We start from the raw sequence: 18,469 nt of genomic DNA on the forward strand, positions 1-18,469 counted from the left end.
ATTCGAAACGATCTCGCCGCCAAGCAGCCGCTGCTGTCCTAACCTTTCTCGGCGGTGATGAGTTCGCCTTCGTTAGCATCCATTCGTATTTGGATGGAGGCGATTTTCCAGCCCCGCTTCGCCTACGACATCAGCGCTGGCATCTGCGGCGAAAGGCCTAATCGGGCAGCTACGCCGGGCGCGAAGCGCAAGAGATCAGGTCGTAGCCACTACAGCCGAGTTCTTTCACCTTACCTTCAAGTAATTCGAAGAGCTGGGTTTCGGCGCCCGCGCTCGTGCACATAACGGCCACCGCATCCTCGACCTAACGCATCGCGGTGTCTGCTGCGCGCCTTGGACGGGCTAGACGCGATGATCTTCTCATTGATCATCCGCATCATCTCGGCCCAATGGGCCGACCAAGCGTTCCGGGCAGCGTCACGCTGGATCGGCAGCCCGGGCTCGATCACCTTGCCCGCACCGATGATTGGTTCGATCGCGAAGACGTGACGCGAACGAGTGCCACGGACTAAATTCACAGTGCAAGCAGATCATTGGAAGGCGTTATCGTCCCCGCGAGGTGCTGAATCTGCGACGCTATGTGATGCAATGCGCTTCCGCTTATTGCCCTTCTATCCGACCTTTTAGATTACTGCGGTCTCGGGCCAGTCATGCGCTGGACAGGGCAGCCGCAGCGGAGAGGCATTGAACCGCATTCTACCCCCATCCTTTGTCATAAGCGTTTGGCTGCCGCGCGCAGCGAAACCGGAAGCGTGTTCGTCAACCGCCTTGGCGATGAGGTCTGCGCTTGCCTGCGCGAAGCGCAACCATATGGTGGACCGGCCCCGTGCATAGGCACGTTCCTTCAAGTCGGCCTGAGAGTCTGGGCGATCGAGAAGATCGTTGACCGCCGCCGAGATGGCCGATGGTTTTCCTGGCGGCACGAGGCTGCCAACCCCGTCTGCCAGAAGCTCGCGGGCGTGGATATACGGTGTGGAAACAACAGCCTTGCCAAGAGCTACAGCATAGCTCAGCGTGCCGGACGTCGACTGCTCGAGGTTCGGATAAGGGGTGAGATAAATGTCGCAAGCCTCGATCTGATCGAGCAGTTCCTCAGTGTCGACAAAGCGATTGTCCCATTGCACATTGTCTTCGACTCCGAGTGCCAAGACTCGCGTTTCGAGGAGTTTTCGGTATGCCTCGCCATGCTCGCGGACAAGATTGGGATGTGTGGCACCTACAATCCGATAGAGTACATCAGGATGGTTGGCGGTAATCGCCGGTAACGCTTCGATTGCATGCTCCAGGCCCTTGCCTGGACCCAATAGACCAAATGTCATAAGCACGGGTCGACCCGCAACGCCGAGGCGCGATTTGAACCCCTCCTCGCGGCCGAACGGTCGGTCGGGAGCTCCGTGGGGGATTACCGTGATACGATCCGGCGAAACGCCATACAGCTCGATGAGAAGGCTGCGCCCATGCTCTGACATGACCATTGCTTGATCAGTGCGCGCAAGAATATGCCCGAGGATTCCACGTTGATCAGCAGATGGCTGCGAGAGTATCGTGTGGAAGGTGACAATGAGAGGTACCTCGATCCTGTCGACCAGTTCGGTCACCAGAACTCCATCGGCCCCGCCGAAGATGCCGTACTCGTGTTGAAGCCATACAGCATCAACCCCGGACCGATTGATTTGCCGGGCGGCGTCCCGGTAGCTCTGCGCCTCGTCAACGCTGATGATGTTGACGCGATCGCCGTAGAGCGGCGCCGCGTCACGGCGGTCGAGCGCATAAACGTCGAAAGTTGTGCCGGGACAAAAAGTCTCGACCTTCGTCTTGAGATCTTCGGTAAATGTCGCAATGCCGCATTTACGCGGCGCGAAAGTGCCAATCACGGCGACGTTGAAGCTGCTATTGTCGGGCTTCGGCAAGAACGATTTCTTGCCTGAAGCTGACGATGGGGCCAACTGGGATAATGCGTTCTGCGAATTAAGCATGCCGTCACCGTAATGGAGGGTTCGGACAATTAACGGCGGAGTCAGGCGCGCGTTCCACGGCCCGGCCCCTTTTCAAAGGGCGGGGATCTTCGCCTTTTCCGCCAGACGACGTTGTAGAAAAGCGAGGACCACCGCCTCCTCGGGGCGAAGACGAGGCAGCTCGTTCCGCAGCTCTTTTTCCACCGCGTCGCGCGCCTCAAGCACAAGTTCGTCGCTCAAGTAGCTGTCAAACACTTCTGGGTGAATATAGCATTTTCGGCAGACCGTCGGCGTGTTCCCAAGGCGAGAGGCCACCGCTTCGATCGCAGTGCGTACGTTTCGCTTGGCCGCAGCTTGATTGTCCACCTTTTCGTATTCGGCAAGCGCCAGCGCAGCGAGCACCGTGCCATTCCACGTACGAAAATCCTTCGCCGTGATGTCCGCCCCCGAGATCTCCTTGAGATAGGTGTTGATATCGTTCGAGGTGACTTCGTATTGCTCGCCGTCCTCGCCGATGTACTGGAAGAGATGCTGGCCCGGCAGATCCTGGCTGGCCTTCACAATCTTCGCGATCCGGCGGTCCCTGAGCCTCAGCTTCCACTGCTTGCCGCTCTTGCCCTTGAAGTTGAAGCGAAGTTCTGATCCTTCTATCGCGACATGGCGGTCCTGCAACGTCGTAAGGCCATAGCTCCTGTTCTGCTTGACATAATCCGCGTTGCCGACGCGGATCATCGTGGTCTCGAGCAGGTGGACGACCGCAGCCAGAACCTTCTCCCGTGGTAGGCCACGCTTCTGAAGATCGGCGTCGATCCGCTCGCGCACGGCTGGCAGGGCTTTGGCGAAAGCGAGCATGTGCTCGTACTTCGTGCTGTCGCGCACCTCGCGAAACCTGGCATGGTAGCGATACTGCTTGCGGCCCTTGGCGTCGCGCCCAGTCGCCTGGATATGGCCGTTCGGTTTCGCGCAAATCCAGACATCGGTATAGGCCGGCGGGATTGCCAGCGATGCAATGCGCTTCAGGGTCTTGTCGTTCTTGACGACGTTACCGCGCGGATCGCGATAGCGAATCCTGCCGCGATAAGTTTGGCGGCTGATCCCGGGACTGTCGTCACTGACATAGACAAGGCCCGCGTTTTCCGCCGCCTCCTGCGCATCGACGATCATTCCTGCTTCGCCGGCATTGGCCAGCGCGTCCTCTCGCGTTTTCATACCGGCTGAATCGCACGAGGCCGGATCGCGTTCCCCGACATCAGAACGTGCATCCGCTTGTTGCGGTCTTTCACTTGTAAATATCGCTGGCGCCGGAAGAACTGATCCTCCAATCCCAGTGCGCGGCGCACCCGCGGCTGCTCCTGGCATCATCGTCCACAGCGCCGCGAATACGCCCCCAGCACATCCTGACATCCGCCGCTGCGCTGCTGTAGTGTATCAATCAACCTGCGCATCTCACCCGGCCGCATCACCGCAAAGCGCAAAATCCCAATCGCTCAACCTATCTGGCCCGGGGTTCCTGCAGGGAAGGTTTGGTACGCAAACGCCCGAGAAGCTTCACAAATCCAAACATTCGGAGGTCATTTTGATATTCCTGATGCCGACGGCCGGCGTCGAGAAAGAAGCTCGTCAAATGGATTGGATGGGCTAGCTTGCTCGACTGCCCTGTGCGGCGATGAGGCTCGTCGATATACCGGCGTTCGCCGGCGCGTAGGTTGACGGCCAAGGCAATTCGCCATGCCGCGTCAGGCGGCCGCCGGATTTCCCGAGGGAATTGGGGTTTTAGGTCGATCGCGAAGCGCGGTGTCCGCATTCTTCAAGCGCCGATAGCGCAATTGAAGGCCGATGGAAGCCAATTCCTTGCTGCGGCGTTGAGTCGGCGACGGGGGGAGGTGAGCAAGGAGACGGATCATGCCTCGCGGCGACAAGTCGAGCTACACCGACAAGCAGAAGCGCAAGGCCGAGCATATCGAGGAAGGCTATGAGGATCGCGGTGTCGGCAAGGAAGAGGCCGAGCGGCGGGCATGGGCGACCGTCAACAAGGAATCGGGCGGCGGCAAAAAGTCCGGCTCTGGCCGCGGCAAGGCCGAGAACCACGAAAGTTCGCGCAAAGGTGGGCGCAAGGGTGGCTCCAGCCAGGGCGCCGAAAAGCGCTCGACGGCGGCCAAAAAAGGTTGGGAAACCCGCCGGAAGAAGGGCGCAGCCTGATGTCCATCCACAAGATGATCGCGCTTCACCCCGATGTCGGTGAGGACTCCAACGGATTGCTTGCGACCGCCGCCCGCCGCGCAATGTTTTGCGCGGAGATGTGCACCAGCTGCGCCGCTGCCTGCATTGCCGAGCCAATGGACATGAGGCAGTGTCTCCGCTCCTATCTCGACTGCGCCGACGTCTGCGCCGCCACCGGGCGGCTCGCGGTGCGGCGGACCGGCCGAAATATCGAGGCGGTAAAACTGCTGCTTGAGGCCTGTGCTCAGGTCTGCGAGCTGTGCGCCGCGCAAAGCGCAAGCCACGATCACGCACATTGCCAGCTCTGCAGCCAGATGTGCCGAGAATGCGCTGCTGACTGCCGGACCTCTCTGGCGACGATCAATTGACCTACTACCATGTCTACCGACTTCAAGGCGCAGCGTGATCGCATGGTCGGCACGCATCTAGCCGCCCGCGGAATCCGTGGCTCCGGCGTGCTGGGTGCCATGCGCGCGGTGCCTCGCGAACAGTTCGTGCGCGAAGGATTCGAACAGTACGCTTACGAGGACTCCGCGCTGCCGATAGAAGCGGGTCAGACAATCTCGCAGCCGTATATTGTCGCCGCCATGATTGAGGCCGCCGAGGTTCAGCCGGGCGATCATGTGCTCGAGGTGGGTGCGGGGTCAGGCTATGCGGCAGCGGTGATCAGTTGCATAGCCGAGCATGTGATCGCGATCGAGCGCCATCCGAGCCTTGCCAAGCTCGCCGCGGCGCGTTTGACAACGCTCGGCTATGACAATGTCGAGGTGCGTGTCGGCGACGGGACGCGCGGCACGCCCGAAGTCGCTCCATTTGACGCCATCCTGGTCTCGGCGGGCAGTCCCGAGGTACCAGAAGCGTTGAGGGACCAGCTCAAGGTCGGCGGAATTCTGGTCGTGCCGGTCGGGGATGCTGACCAGCAGAAGCTTTGCAAGGTGACCCGTCTTGCCGCCGACCGCTTCGCGGAAGAAAACCTGGGCACGGTGAAATTCGTGCCTCTGATCGGAACACAGGCGTGGCGCGAGGATGGCAGCCGGGCGGCGAGCGTCCCTCTGTCGGGCGCATCGCGCAACCAGAACCTGCCCGAATGATCGCCGAAGCCATTATCGGCGCGCCCGCGACGGAAGGTACCGATCCGGCCGCGCCGCTGGCGGGTGATTAACCGGTTTGAAGTTGGTTTTGCCCCGGATAAGCCACCCGCTCCATTGTCAAGATCGTCGCGTTCTGACGCCGGCCAGATAGGCGCAGACCAAATCCACTCCGTTGGCGAATTTCTGCCCTGGGTCGTTTCTGCTGCCCTTACTTCGGGATCTTATTCCCACATACCATAGGAGTGGTACACAGCGGGCCTAACCTCGCCTCCAGGCGGACAATCGCCCGGGGCACGTTTGAGATGGCCTCCAATGTCTTCTCAACTGCTACGCTGTCACGCTGCCCGGCGCGAGGCCGAACCTCCACGAACAGAGCTTCGGGGCTATGGCCACAGACGTGCCAAGTCGTCGCAGACCATTGGTGCGCATAAACATCGGGATCCCCGCCAGCCCCAGCAGAGGCAGGGTATCCCAATTGCCGACGAGGCAGCATCCCAAGATCCGCTGAATGCCCCACAGGCCAGTAGGCATCGATCGACGCAGCAAGCCCGCTCACAGCGCAGCGCTGCCTTGGTCGAAGTTGCTAGCCACCGGCGCGAAAAGCAACTGCATCACCTCATCGCCTCCCGCACAGCGTGCCCGACCGCGTTGTTCTCGCAGCTCCAGCTACTGCCACCGCGCGCGCAACTGTCGGCAGCCAGCGGCGTTCATGCCTCGAGAGCAAAACCAGACGAGGAGTCGAAGATGGCGGAAATTCCCACTCACACGGTCACCGTTGTAGAAGGTCGACGCGGCGGTGGCGCTGGCATGGTCGTTGCCATCGCTGTCCTTATTGCGGTGATTGCCGGCATCTACTTCTTCACCCAGACGACCAAGAGCGAAGCCCGTAAGGACAACGCCGTCGAAAACGCAGCCAACAGTATTGGCAATGCGGCCAATAAGGCCGGAGACGCTGCACAGGACGCCGCGAAGAACACCGGTAACCAATAGTGGCGAAAGCCCCTGACTGTCGGGATACAGGTCGCCCGACAGTCCGCAAAATGGCATACCGGGTTGATGACACTGGTTCACGTCATTGCCTCCTGCAAAGCATCGGCAGGCTAGCCACCGAACGCATCACATTGCCTACCGACTGAGAGCCCCGCGCAACGGTGTCGCAAACCAAGGCGTCCAGCGCGTTCTCCGGTTCGACCGCAATCGCGAACCCAGCTTATTTCCGTCGGCCTTTCGGGTTTCGATCGCTTTCGCGGGCGCCAGTTGCTGCCCCGTGCAGCCGTCATCCTGAATGGCGTCGAGCAAGCGGCCGCCGCGCTTTTTTGCAGCGGCGGGGCGATGGTGCAATTGAACCCGGCGGAGTTCAGAAGCGCCCCTTCTACGCCGAGGGTGTGACGATGTGGCCTGCGAAACGCGATCGCTGAAACCTAATCGCCCTGGGTCGCTTATCAGGTGATAAATCAAAGGAGTCTTCATGCGTAAATCAACGCTCGCCATTGCGTTGGCTGGGACCACGCTTTTGATCGGGGCCTGCGCCGCGATCCGCCGGCACGGTCCGGTAGGAAACCACGCAGTTCCGCAACCTGCAAAGTTGGTCGATGTGCAGCGATACATGGGCCGCTGGTATGAGCAGTACCGCTACGAAGCGTCGTTCGAGAAGGAAATGGACGGTGTTACGGCGGAGTACTCGCTCGAACACGACGGGACGGTGAGAGTCGTCAACCGTGGCCAGCGCAGGGGCAAGTGGAAGGAATCCATTGGCAAGGCCAAGATCGTCGACGCCGCCACGAACGCCAAGCTGAAGGTCTCATTCTTTGGACCGTTCTATGGCAACTATTGGGTGCTCGATCATGACGATGACTACCAATGGTCGATCGTCGGAGAGCCATCCGGCCGGTACCTTTGGGTGCTAACTCGCGACCCCCGGCCCAGCGCCGAATTGCTTTCGGACATCGAGGGGCGAGTGAAGTCCCTGGGATATGACCGGTCGCTTCTCCGCAGGACGCAGCATTAAGCTGTAATGGGCTACCTGCGGATGTCCGCGGGAGCTTGGAAGCAAAAGTGATATGCGATGTTCTTTTTGCGCATGAGAAGACCGTCGCTGAGGGCACGGAATATGCAAGCTTGCTTTCCGGCGGAACCTTCGAACGAATACGGATTGTCCTTGAGCCAGGCGAGGACCGGACGGATTTCGTCCGCGAGGCCGTTCAACGAGAGTTGGAAACGCCGGGAGAGGAAGGTTGGCACCAGTCGAACGCGCTGCGCGGAACCATGGCAACTACTCCAAAACCAGAGCACCATAGATTCAGATTTTCGCCGCCTTGAGAATCATGGCCTTGAGTCGGGCACCATGCAGCTTGGTATTACATCGTTATCAATATCTGCCCGTAATACAATTCCGCTTTCCGCCATACCGGACCAGTGTTCCCCAGCCGCGGTTGGAACGGTTTGCCTCGTTCACTGAACGGCCAGATACATTACGAATTGTTCTTCACCACCTGTGAGCAACGTCGCGACTTCGCACCAAGCTGTTATAATCGAGCCCTTCACAATCACGCGGGCGCGGGCAAACGTTACCGCTTCAGGTGCGATCTTCCACACTGGTGCAAGATGGGGCGGAAAGAGAAACCTGGCACGGCGTCCTCTCGGTGGGGGCGACGACGTGCCAGGCTTGACCATCCCAGAGTGACGAGGAAAATCCCCGTCCCACCCTCGAATTAGAAGTGGAAGATGACACCCGCCATCGGACGGATACTATCGAAGTCATACGTTTCCGCCGAAAGGCGGAGGCGAACCCCGCTGTTGCCGGTCACGCCGCCGAGGCCGATATCCTTCGGACCTACTTCGACACCGACACCATAAATCCAATCTTTTTCGTTGCCGTAAGCTCGTCGACCATTGACCCACTGGTAGCCCGCAGAAGCATAGATAAGTCCGCTTTCACCTGCCCGGCCACCGATGCGTCCCTTAACACCGTATTCCCAGTCAATGTCGCCGAAGCCCTTGGTCGCGTTGCCTTCAACGCCTACGAATACGGGGCCAAGAGGAACGTTGACACCGGCCACGCCGCTAACAAGACCACCGTTCATTTGGCCGCCCCGAGGCGAGCCAAATTCACTGTTGCGGGAGAATTCGTGATAGCCGCCAAGGACGCCGATGTAAGGCTCGATTCCAAAAGCGTCAGTGCCGTCGGGCGCGGTTTCCTGCGCCTCTTGCGCGAACGCTGCGCTCGGCAGTGCAGCGGTGAGAGCGAAGGCCAGAAGATACTTTTTCATATCAAACTCCGAGGAAAACACCGATTCGCGATGCGCACTTCCTTGAACTTCAAACCATCTGCGCGGTTGCAGCAACGAACTCGGTTCCGTCATATGTGTGTCATTTCTGCATCGCATTCTGGCCGATATCCGGCTTGCACGGCAAAACAACAGACATATGTTCGCTCGGTGGCACCTCTCGCCGAACGAATGCTGCGCGCCTTTTGTGACGCAGATGATCCGCAGCCGGGCGGTCGATCCTGACCACATCTTACAAGTCGCCGACCGCTTGTCCCGCATTGCCGATGAAAAGGCTGCCCATGCACTGAAGCGCCTGATTGTGGAGGCCTGCGCACTGAAACAATCTGATTGAGCGGCTGACTGAGGATGCGCCCGGTTTTACGCCATTGACGAGTAGACTTCAGCCGTTGTGCACATGCGCCTTCCCGAGTGTCAGAATCCCAGGACTAGAGCTATCATCTGAGCGACAATCGGATTGCAGCCAAAGTACGATCATTGCTGCAACGAACTACGCTCTGAAAAATTCAGGGAAGAGCCCCCTTCGTTCACATAGAAGATATTAAGAAGATCCTCCGGACGGTTGATCCCGAGACCGGCCGCGGTGGTCGGGCAACAATTGTTTCAAGAGAAAACCCGATCCCAGTCATGCTGAATACTGACTACACGGATACCGTAATCGTTCGCTCGCTCAAAGGCCTCGACCAGCGGCCTGAGCCGAAACTCACGATCATAGGCGACCTCACGCTCGCACGGTCGTGACGCAACAGGAGCGACATTTGGCGACCACTGCTGCCCACGGTGTAACGCATCATCGCGAGGTCGCCGTCGGAGTCACCGAAACAGAGTATGGGGCGTCGCCCGATGTGCAGGGCGATGTTCGCCACCTTTCTTCGCGGTCTTCGAAACTCTGCAGTTCGGCGAGGCGGATGAGATCGCAGTCCGGGAGCGCGTCGAACCGGAGCTTGAGCGACGTGCCGATAACGTGTTCGGACGGGATTTTATTTTCTACGGTTTGCGGCGAGGCTTGCGCGCGGGTTCGTTGCTTAGTTCGATCCAGACTGGCGCATGGTCGCTGGTCTTCTCCCAGCCACCTGTTCGGCGACCGACCTCGGCCGTCATCAGAAGCCGGGCTGCTGCTGGATTGAGAAGGACGTGATCTATCCTGAGTCCCGCGTCGCGTTCGGAGGCGCCGCGCCAGTATTTCCAGTAGGTGAATATGGTCTCATCCGGATAGAGATGGCGAAGTGCGTCAATCCAACCCTGCTCGAGCACTCCCGCGTACGCCGCTCTTACTTCCGGCGCAAAGAGAGCGTCGTCGCGCCAGCGCTCGGGCGCATACACGTCGAGATCCGTTGGTATGACGTTGAGGTCTCCTGCGACAATCACGGGAGCGTCGAGCGCGACAAGGTAGCCAAGATGATCGCGCAATCGCTCGAACCACTTAAGTTTGAATTCAAACTTGACGCTCGGCTTCGGATTGCCATTGGGAAGGTAGAGCCCGGCAATCAGCATACCGTTGATTGCGGCTTCGATATATCGGCTCATCCTTGGGGTCGCCAGGAAGCCCGCGACGGGTCTCGTGGATTTCACCGACCCTGATGAGGATAGCGACGCCCTTCCAACGGCTCTGCCCGTGCCATATGGCCCGATAGCCCCTTGCCGCAATCGCAGCGCCGGGAAACTTGTCCTGCGGCGCCTTCAGTTCCTGCAGGCAGACGTTGTCCTGTTCGGCGAGGTCAAGCCAGCGCAGAAGCACCGGAAGCCGCCCATTCACGCCGTTAACGTTGTAGGTTGCAATTTTCACAGGTCTGATCGCTCCCGACCAGTGGCGCCCGTAATCGAGAAAGCGAGGCCTTGGCGATCGTGGTCATTTCCGCGGGGCTCAGGGCGACGACCGAGTACCTTGGCATATCGGACTTGCTCCTTGAAAAGCACTCCAAACCGCTGGCAACCCCGATTTCTGGATAGAGCTTATTCGCTGGACTTGCCGCGAGGGCTTCCCGCCTGAACACCCGTTCTGGTGTTGAGCGGCATATCCTTTGCCGGGCGGCCAACTCATCGCTCAGCCTCGCACCGACGTGTCACTGACGCCGCCTGTATTCTAGGGCGACTGCACAGCGCGGACGATCCAGACCATCGACAGTGCGGCGACCGCCAGCATTACGCTGATGAGCAGCACGTACCGAACAATTCCGGGTGTTGTTCCGGCGCGGGCATCCTCTTTTTGAACTTCTATCCCGTCGTTTTCTGCGCTCATTAGTCCTCTCCTAAGTTAGAGTCCGCGATGATTGTATCGGGGACTGCGAATTCGCAGAGTGACTTATCCCCCGCCCGCCGGTTCCACGACCAGATCGGGGTTTGCCGCTAGAATTCCGGAGGCCAGCACGATGGCATCTTCGACAAATCCCGTTGCCGTCTGGCCATAGCGCCGCATCGCCGCGCAGCGCAGACGCCAGCCAATGTACGAAGAGACCAATGCAGTTGTCGACGCAATGATCGCGTGCGCCCTGTTGCTATCACGAGGGGCAAGAGCAGCCCCAGCATATGCAGCGGTTACCGCGCGCACGGCTAATCCTATCGGCACGATGCGATCCGGGGCTGATTTCATCTTGTCGCCGACCATCTCTGCAGCAGCCAAAGCTGCCGTTCCTGCAGCAACAAAGCGATTTTTTAACAGCGCCTGCAGGGGCAGGATTGGCGGAATAACCTCACGGCGTGTTGCAAGGGCGATCGAGGCGAGCGGCGATATTCCACGCTGTCCGGCCACAAGACCGATGAGGATTGAACGGATCATGATGGCTTTCATCCTGAATCGTGAATTGGTGAAATGCGCGTCGCGGCAGATTTGATCCCCTCAGGCACGGTTGCCATGCCAATATGTGGGATGGCTGCGCCAGACCGTTATGAAGCTCGCCCGGCTTTATTCGAACATCGCAGTGATTAATACCTGCGTCGATAATACCCCCGACCAACCTTCTCAAGAATTCCAGCCAGGCAGAGACGCTGAAGAAATTGAGCCGATATTCCGTGCTGCCGAAACATAGCCGCGGCGACAGGTTCGTCGCCGCGCGCAAGCTCGACAGCCCTGGCCTTAAGTGTTCCAGGAGCCGCTTCGGGCTGTTCTTGCGAACCCGGTTTAGCTACCGGGTCATTGTTCGGTTGGGCCAGCCCGATCTCTCGGGGATCTTCCCAGACTATCCTGAAGCAATCCCGACCCATGACATAAGCTGGCTTCAGTGGAGGGCGAACCGGCAACCTCCAGCCAGCGGCGATAAGGACAAATGCGCACTCTTTCAGGCTTGCTTGCAGCGGATTTGCGCATTTCCAGCGCATCGAAACGGCCGGTCGCTGGAATTGCGCCAATCTGCTGAGGATTGCCAATTCGTCCTCGATCACAAAGGGCGAACCGGGCCCAAACAACACGAGCCCGTGATCCAACGCTTCGGTGGCTAGCCGCGCAAAAGTTGCGCGCACGGTTTCTGAGAATGCCAATTGCGCTCCGGGTTCGAAGGCGCACAGGTTGGCCTCCCGCCCGAGCGCAGAGCGTAAAGCCAGGACCACTTGGCGCTCCTTCAATGAAAGACTTGAAAGGGCGCGCGTTTGGGATCTGAACGGCATACTCGGCGAGGCTCTTCGTTTTGTCGCGGATCGTTTTGTCGCGGAATGTGGTCCGCTGCGGCTGACAAATGTCGGCTCCGCAGGCGCCCTGCTCCGCCTTTTTGAAGGCTAAGGCCTGATGCGCGACAAAACGTCGCAACTGCGATGCATCTGCAACATCCTACATACAAATTTTCGCCCCCTCTTGAAGCTAACGCGAATCAGTCGCATTAGCGCATCGCATTCGATCACTCTTCAGTTACATGGGGGAAACATTGTCAATCTCACGGCTCCGCAACTCGTTGGCCATGGCATCGCCGGCCTACCTCGCTTTAGGCTGCTTCGGCCTTGCCGCCTCCCCCGCGCTCGCGCAGGAACAGGACGCCGCGAATGATGCCAAGCCCGCGCGCCTTGGCGGCGTCACGGTCAGCGACACCGCGATAGACGATGGCATCAAGGTCGACCATGTCTCCTCGCCCAAGTTCACGCAGCCGCTGCAGGATACGCCGCAGACGATCCAGGTGATCAGCAAGGAACTGTTCAATCAGCAGGGCGCGACGTCGCTAACCGAAGCCCTGCGCAATTCGCCAGGCGTAGGTACCTTCTATGCGGGCGAGAACGGTTCGACCTCAACCGGCGATGCCCTCTATATTCGCGGCATCGACAGTTCCGGCAGCATCTTCGTGGACGGCATTCGCGATATCGGCACGATCTCGCGCGACACCTTCAACACCGAGCAGGTCGAAATCGAAAAGGGGCCAGCCGGCACCGATAACGGCCGCACTTCGGCGGGCGGCTCGATCAATATGGTCTCCAAGCGCGCCAATATGGACACTGCGGTTTCCGGAATCGCTACGGCCGGTACCGACGGCCAGAAGCGCGGCACGGCGGACTTCAACCAGCCGATCGGCGGAATTCCCAATGCTGCCGTCCGCTTCAACGTGATGTGGCAGGACAGCGGCGTTGCCGGCCGCGACCATGTCAACAACAGCCGCTTCGGCCTTGCATCGTCGTTCGGCTTCGGCCTTGGCACCTCGACCCGCGCCTACCTCAACCTGCTCGTTGTCGATCAGAACAACGTTCCGGACGGTTTCGTGCCCACCATCGGTATCAAATACTGGGAGCCGCAACCGGGTATCGAGCAGCTTGAGGACCATCCGGTGGATTCCAGCAACTTCTACGGCACTCGTCAGGATCATGACGATGTGAACGCCAAGATGGCGACCTTCATCCTGGAGCATGACTTTTCAGACTCGGTGAAGCTCACCAACAGCGCGCGGTGGGGCCGGACCGATCAGGATTACCAGCTCACGTCGTTCATGACCACGGCGGCAAACATCAAGTGGACCGACATCAATGATTTGTCGACTTACACGATGGCCCGCAGCAACGTGAACCTGAAGGATATTTCCAACAAGATCTTGACCGACCAGCTCAACCTGCGCGCCGACTTTGCGACCGGGACGATCGAGCACAACCTCAGCGTCGGCGCCGAATTCACGAGCGAACAGCAATACCAGCGCACGATGGCAGGCACCGGCACCCTGCCGCGCGCCAGCCTCTACGATCCCGACTGGAACGATCCGAGCACTTATGTCGCTTCGCCCACGGGCGGCCATTCGAAGGGCAGGACCAATACCCAGTCGTTCTATGCATTCGACACGGCGAAACTCTTCGATGACATGCTGCTAGTGACCGGCGGCCTGCGTGTGGATCATTACCAACTCACCTATTTCGTGAACGCGCCCTGCGGCACCGCTGCCACCTGCGGCAGTTCGCCGACCGGTACGATCCTCCCAACCACCGATCTGAAGGACAAGGGAACGCTCTTCAACTGGAAGCTGGGTGCGGTGTTCAAGCCGATCCCGGCAGTCAGCCTCTATGTCAACTACGCACTTTCGCAGCAGCCTCCGGGGGGTGCGAACTTCACGCTCAGCTCCGCGCTGAACAACGCCGCCAATCCGAACATGGATCCGCAGAAGGCCGATACGTTCGAAGCCGGTGTGAAATGGGGCGCATTCGGCGGTGCCCTTGCCGTAAATGCTGCGGTGTTCCGCACCACGATCAGCAACGAGATCAATAGCAACGATCTGGACGATAACGGCAACCCGACCCAGACCGGCAAGAAGCGGGTCCAGGGTGTGGAACTCTCGGCTGTGGGCAATATCACGCCTGCATGGCAGCTCTCGGCGGGCTACACCTATCAGGACGCCAAGGTCATCAACGGCCCGGACGTGGCGCAAGACGGCACCAACTACATTACTTACACGCCGAAGAACGCGGCGACGCTGTGGACCACCTACAGCTTCCCGTTCGGGATCCAGGCAGGCGGCGGTGTCCGCTACGTCAGCGGGCTGCATCGCGGCACTGACGGTGCCGTCGGCACTCCGGTGAAGACCGACGGCTACACCGTGGTCGACGCAATCCTGTCCTACGCGCTCACGCAGAACATCAAGCTGCGCGCGAACGCCTTCAACCTGTTCGACAAGCACTACGTCCAGGCCATTAACAAGAGCGGTTACCGCTACACCCCCGGTACCCCGCAGACGTTCCTGTTCAGCGCCGACTTCCAATTCTAAGCCAGGTCGGTCAGATGCGGACGGTGGGGGTTTTGACTCCTGCCGTCCTATCCTTTTTTAGCGGATCATCGCGATGCTTTTGCACATTCCCCAGATCCTGACCCCGGACGAAGTCGCCGAATTCCGGCGCAGGCTTGGTTGCGGGGACTGGACAGATGGGAGGGAGACGGTTGGGGTGCAAGGGGCGCAGGTCAAACGCAACGAGCAGTTGCGGGACAATTCCCCACTCAAGGCCGAACTGGGGGAAGCCCTGCTGCGCGCGCTGAAGCGTAGCCCGCTGTTCTTTGCGGCCGCCCTGCCGCGCCGAATCCTGCCTCCGCGCTTCAACCGCTACGCTGGCGGCGGTGAATACGGCTTTCATGTCGACGGCGCGGTGATGAGCCTTGGCGGAGATGACCAATTGCGATCGGACATATCCTGCACCGTATTCCTCAATGATCCTGAGGAATATGACGGGGGACAGCTCGTGATTAGCGATACGTATGGCGAACATGTCGTTGCCAAGCCCGCCGGCGATGCGGTAATCTATCCGTCCAGCAGCCTGCACCGGGTCGAACCGGTGACGCGAGGTGAGCGGATCGCCTCTTTTTTCTGGATTCAGAGCCTGGTTCGCGACGATGCGGAGCGGCGCATGTTGTTCGAACTGGATACGTCGATACAGAAGCTCACAATGGACGGCGCCGATGAAGATGCCGTCCTTCAACTCACCTGCGTCTATCATAACCTTTTAAGGCGTTGGTCAGAAATATAGTCTTGGCGAGGCGTCGGCCGATCTCGATGTTCCGGCGGCTTGGAGCAACCCAAGCGGTGGCTTGCGGTTGCTGATAGCGCATGTTGAAAGATAGAGGGTCCGCTTAGACCGACCCCGGCCAGTTAGGCTCAGGTCGCGAGTTCGCGGCGTTACCGGGGCTAACACTCTTTTAGAAAAACGAGCGGCGGCGTGGTGGGCATGACTGCCGGGGTGCGGCACACGAAGACCCGACCCGATACGGGAGATCCTCGCCTCATCGCGCTGGTGGCACTGAAATCGACACGTCTCGTCACGGTCGCCCTTGCGAACAACACGGCGCGGATCGTCTGGGCGGTCATGGCGCGCGGGGAAGTCTATCAGGTGCGTCACCCGGCGGCGTTGGCCGGCATAGATCTGAATAGCGGCGCAGGACTGCTTCGGGAGCTGTGAGCGCTAAGCGCGATGATGGCAACCCGGTCGGACCGGCAATGGGACAACCCAACGAATGTCCAACGCGCGACAGCCCGATTAGAGACTCTGGGACCCAGTTCGCGGGAACCATCAGGGTCTGAGATTGACAAATGGCAGCTGCTGCAGAACCGAACAAGATCGTGGCAAATCATTTTCTGATGATGCCCTCCTCCCATTGGGACCTATGGCTAAACAGGGCTACATTCGCTCGCCATTTGGTCGAAAATTTAACAAAGAAGAGAATCTAAAATTGCTGTAGAGTTCAGTTCCTGGTCGCATGGTCGGGCCGCCCGGAGCCGAGGTCGCTCTCCGAGGACGAGCGGCGGCCTGGAATGCACTCGTGGTTCCCCCTGGCTTCATTCGTCCATGCGGGAACCGAAGCCTCTCGTCCGAATTCGGAAAATGGAAAGCTTAGGGAGTCGTACAACGAGCATCACATTGACCTTGCTTGATCTGGCCGGGCTCGTGGCGCTCCTTCTATGGGGCGTGCACATGGTACAGAGCGGCGTTCTGCGCGCACTTGGCCCACAACTTCGCTCATTTTTGACTCGCCGACTGCAGAATCGTTTTTCCGCATTTGGCGCGGGGTTGGCCATAACCGCCCTTCTTCAAAGCAGCACGGCGACCGGCTTGATGGCAACGGGATTCGCCGCCGATGGACTGCTTACTCTCGGCCAGGGACTGGCAGTCATGTTGGGGGCCAACGTCGGCACCACACTGATTGTCCAATTACTGTCTTTCGATATCTCGTTGGCAGCACCAATTCTCGTGCTCATGGGCTATCTGCTTTTCCAGCGCGGGCGGGCAGGAGTGCGGGACTTCGGGCGTGTTTTCATTGGTCTTGGCCTTGTCCTTTTCGCCCTCCATTCGATTCTGATCCTCCTGGAACCCCTCACGTCCAATCATGCCACGCAGATGTTCCTTCAGGGCCTGTCAACGCACATAGTATTCATCGTCCTCATCGGCGTCGCTCTGACATGGGCTGTCCATTCCAGCGTGGCAGTGGTACTGCTGGCCATGTCGCTTGCGACTAATGGTGTCCTGACGGTTCCTGCGGGAATTGCGTTGGCGTTAGGGGCGAACGTCGGCACCGCAATCAACCCAGTCCTGGAAGGTTCTGTAAAGTCAGCCGTTGCGCGGCGCCTTTCGCTGGGCAATCTATTGAGCCGGATCGCCGGCGTGTTGCTTATCCTTGCCATTTATCCGTTTGTCGGCCCCTTCATAGAGAAGGTCGAAGCGGCCCCGGCGAGGGCGGTTGCCAACTTCCATCTGCTTTTCAATATCGGCTTCGCCATCCTGCTTTTTCCCTTTCTCACGCCCTTTGCCCGGCTGCTGGAACAATTCCTGCCTGCTCGGACAGAAACCGGCCTGCCGGGAGCGCCCCTGTATCTACGCGGGGTGCCGGAAGATGCCCCTCTGGGTCAGATGCTTGCCGCGGCCACGCGCGAAGCGCTCCGTCTTTCCGATGTTTTGGAGCAAATGTTGATCGGCCTTCGCGAGGCCCTCGCCTCTCCCGATCGGCGCCTCATCGAAGACGTGCGCAGTCTGGATGATCAACTCGATAGTCTCAATCGGGCGATAAACGACAAGCTTGTGGCTATCGATCCAAGGAAAGTAGATGGGCCTTCAAACGAAAGAGCGGGGCGGATAATTGCGTTCTCCAGAAACCTCGAGCAGGCTGGGGACCTGATCGATCGCAGCTTGCTCGGCATTGTTCGCCGCGCCGACAAACGCGGAATATCCTTCTCCCGTGATGGGAGAGCGGAGCTTGTCACTCAAATCGATGCGTTGGTTGAAACTCTACATGTTTCGACGGCTGTGTTCCTCAATGGCGATATCGAAGGCGCCCGCACTTTGGCATCGGCCAAAGAGAAGTTCCGCCGGATGGAAGAAGAAGCGACAGCAATGCATTTCGAGCGCCTGCGTTCCGGCAATGTTGAGAGCTCGGAAAGCAGCGCGCTTCAGCTGGATGCGCTTCACGATCTAAAACGGGTCGCCAGCCACCTTATCGAGGCATCCGCTTATCCGATACTACAGCAAAGAGGAGATCTTTTGCCAACGAGGCTAAAGATCGCGACATAACCCTTGCCTGGAGCGCCGAGAGGCCGTTCCAGCAATCCTGTCGTCACGGACGACGCAATCTCTTTGTTGCGACTATCGGTACCGCCTCGAACGGCTAAGTTCAAAGCAACGGCGATGCAGATGGGGATGCTGATAATGGCGACAATTTCTGCCATTTCTCCCACCTTCAATGATACCCTAGCGGCGTGGAATTCCACACGCAGCCGAAGCCGCGGGGCGTCTTAGACGCGCAGTTCGGGCCTTTGAATGTGGCCGGCCTGACCGTTATCCCCCACCAGTTCTTACATTCCCATCGACAGGCGGCAGCTGCTGCCCTGCGAGATCATCAAATCGGTCGTGGAATGACAGGATTGAGCGCGAAGTCGAGCGGCTGATCTGATTAGGCCGTGAACCCATAAATGGTTGTCGATGGCGCAGCCTGCGGGCATGTTCAGGCAAGTATGGAACAACCGACAGTTCAAGCGCGCTGGGAACA

17 protein-coding genes and 1 pseudogene are annotated in these 18,469 nt (G+C 59.2%); 11 read left to right on the plus strand and 7 right to left on the minus strand.

The window, feature by feature from the left end; genetic code table 11:
• The first annotated feature begins 363 nt into the window (after positions 1–363).
• The gene (locus EDF56_RS26665; RefSeq protein WP_279389736.1) at positions 364–489 is read left to right on the plus strand and encodes a hypothetical protein; all 126 of its coding nucleotides are present in this window, start codon (positions 364–366) and stop codon (positions 487–489) included.
• Between the two features lie 134 nt (positions 490–623).
• On the opposite strand, the gene EDF56_RS23895 is transcribed toward EDF56_RS26665, so the two are convergent.
• Together EDF56_RS23895 and EDF56_RS23900 are read right to left on the minus strand one after the other, a co-directional pair.
• Entirely contained in the window at positions 624–1,910 is a 1,287-nt protein-coding gene (locus tag EDF56_RS23895) for a glycosyltransferase family 4 protein (protein ID WP_243652824.1), read from the minus strand.
• Between the two features lie 138 nt (positions 1,911–2,048).
• Entirely contained in the window at positions 2,049–3,164 is a 1,116-nt protein-coding gene (locus EDF56_RS23900) for a DNA topoisomerase IB (protein ID WP_132392333.1), read from the minus strand.
• A 693-nt stretch (positions 3,165–3,857) separates the two neighbouring features.
• Between EDF56_RS23900 and EDF56_RS23905 the strand changes: the two genes are divergently transcribed.
• From EDF56_RS23905 to EDF56_RS23925, 5 genes are all read left to right on the plus strand, one after another.
• Positions 3,858–4,154, plus strand: coding sequence for a plasmid stabilization protein (locus EDF56_RS23905; protein WP_132392335.1), 297 nt, complete (start codon positions 3,858–3,860; stop codon positions 4,152–4,154).
• A gap of 14 nt (positions 4,155–4,168) precedes the next feature.
• The gene (locus EDF56_RS23910) at positions 4,169–4,543 is read left to right on the plus strand and encodes a four-helix bundle copper-binding protein (protein ID WP_243652825.1); all 375 of its coding nucleotides are present in this window, start codon (positions 4,169–4,171) and stop codon (positions 4,541–4,543) included.
• A 9-nt stretch (positions 4,544–4,552) separates the two neighbouring features.
• Positions 4,553–5,266 carry a protein-L-isoaspartate(D-aspartate) O-methyltransferase gene (locus EDF56_RS23915; protein WP_132392339.1) on the plus strand — a complete coding sequence of 238 codons (714 nt, stop codon included), beginning with the start codon at positions 4,553–4,555 and terminating at the stop codon, positions 5,264–5,266.
• 570 nt (positions 5,267–5,836) lie between these two features.
• On the plus strand, positions 5,837–6,256 hold the full coding sequence (locus EDF56_RS26695; RefSeq protein WP_347813003.1) for a hypothetical protein: 420 nt from the start codon (positions 5,837–5,839) through the stop codon (positions 6,254–6,256).
• Positions 6,257–6,734: 478 nt separating this feature from the next.
• A complete protein-coding gene (locus EDF56_RS23925; RefSeq protein ID WP_132392341.1) occupies positions 6,735–7,274 on the plus strand; it encodes a lipocalin family protein in 540 nt (179 codons plus the stop codon).
• Positions 7,275–7,977: 703 nt separating this feature from the next.
• Here the strand turns inward: EDF56_RS23925 and EDF56_RS23930 are convergent.
• On the minus strand, positions 7,978–8,535 hold the full coding sequence (locus tag EDF56_RS23930) for an opacity protein (protein ID WP_132392377.1): 558 nt from the start codon (positions 8,533–8,535) through the stop codon (positions 7,978–7,980).
• Between the two features lie 205 nt (positions 8,536–8,740).
• Here EDF56_RS23930 and EDF56_RS26120 point away from each other — a divergent pair, with 205 nt between their 5' ends.
• Complete coding sequence (locus EDF56_RS26120; RefSeq protein WP_165912360.1) at positions 8,741–8,887, plus strand: hypothetical protein; 147 nt, start codon at positions 8,741–8,743, stop codon at positions 8,885–8,887.
• Positions 8,888–9,540: 653 nt separating this feature from the next.
• Here the strand turns inward: EDF56_RS26120 and xth are convergent.
• From xth to EDF56_RS23945, 4 genes and pseudogenes are all read right to left on the minus strand, one after another.
• Positions 9,541–10,339: pseudogene (gene xth, locus EDF56_RS23935) on the minus strand (exodeoxyribonuclease III).
• A gap of 297 nt (positions 10,340–10,636) precedes the next feature.
• On the minus strand, positions 10,637–10,792 hold the full coding sequence (locus tag EDF56_RS26125) for a hypothetical protein (RefSeq protein WP_165912361.1): 156 nt from the start codon (positions 10,790–10,792) through the stop codon (positions 10,637–10,639).
• Between the two features lie 63 nt (positions 10,793–10,855).
• Positions 10,856–11,329, minus strand: coding sequence for a DUF4126 domain-containing protein (locus EDF56_RS23940; RefSeq protein ID WP_243652826.1), 474 nt, complete (start codon positions 11,327–11,329; stop codon positions 10,856–10,858).
• A gap of 146 nt (positions 11,330–11,475) precedes the next feature.
• Entirely contained in the window at positions 11,476–12,096 is a 621-nt protein-coding gene (locus EDF56_RS23945; protein ID WP_165912362.1) for a type IV toxin-antitoxin system AbiEi family antitoxin domain-containing protein, read from the minus strand.
• A gap of 344 nt (positions 12,097–12,440) precedes the next feature.
• Here EDF56_RS23945 and EDF56_RS23950 point away from each other — a divergent pair, with 344 nt between their 5' ends.
• The 4 genes from EDF56_RS23950 to EDF56_RS23965 all read left to right on the plus strand — a co-directional run bounded on the left by EDF56_RS23950 (position 12,441) and on the right by EDF56_RS23965 (position 17,994).
• Entirely contained in the window at positions 12,441–14,711 is a 2,271-nt protein-coding gene (locus tag EDF56_RS23950) for a catecholate siderophore receptor Fiu (RefSeq protein WP_207905011.1), read from the plus strand.
• A gap of 73 nt (positions 14,712–14,784) precedes the next feature.
• Complete coding sequence (locus tag EDF56_RS23955; protein WP_132392349.1) at positions 14,785–15,462, plus strand: Fe2+-dependent dioxygenase; 678 nt, start codon at positions 14,785–14,787, stop codon at positions 15,460–15,462.
• Between the two features lie 189 nt (positions 15,463–15,651).
• Positions 15,652–15,891 carry a hypothetical protein gene (locus tag EDF56_RS23960; RefSeq protein ID WP_132392351.1) on the plus strand — a complete coding sequence of 80 codons (240 nt, stop codon included), beginning with the start codon at positions 15,652–15,654 and terminating at the stop codon, positions 15,889–15,891.
• Between the two features lie 459 nt (positions 15,892–16,350).
• Entirely contained in the window at positions 16,351–17,994 is a 1,644-nt protein-coding gene (locus EDF56_RS23965; protein ID WP_207905015.1) for a Na/Pi cotransporter family protein, read from the plus strand.
• The last annotated feature ends 475 nt before the right edge of the window (positions 17,995–18,469 follow it).

The sequence above is a fragment of the Novosphingobium sp. PhB165 genome (assembly GCF_004341845.1).
GTDB lineage: Bacteria > Pseudomonadota > Alphaproteobacteria > Sphingomonadales > Sphingomonadaceae > Novosphingobium.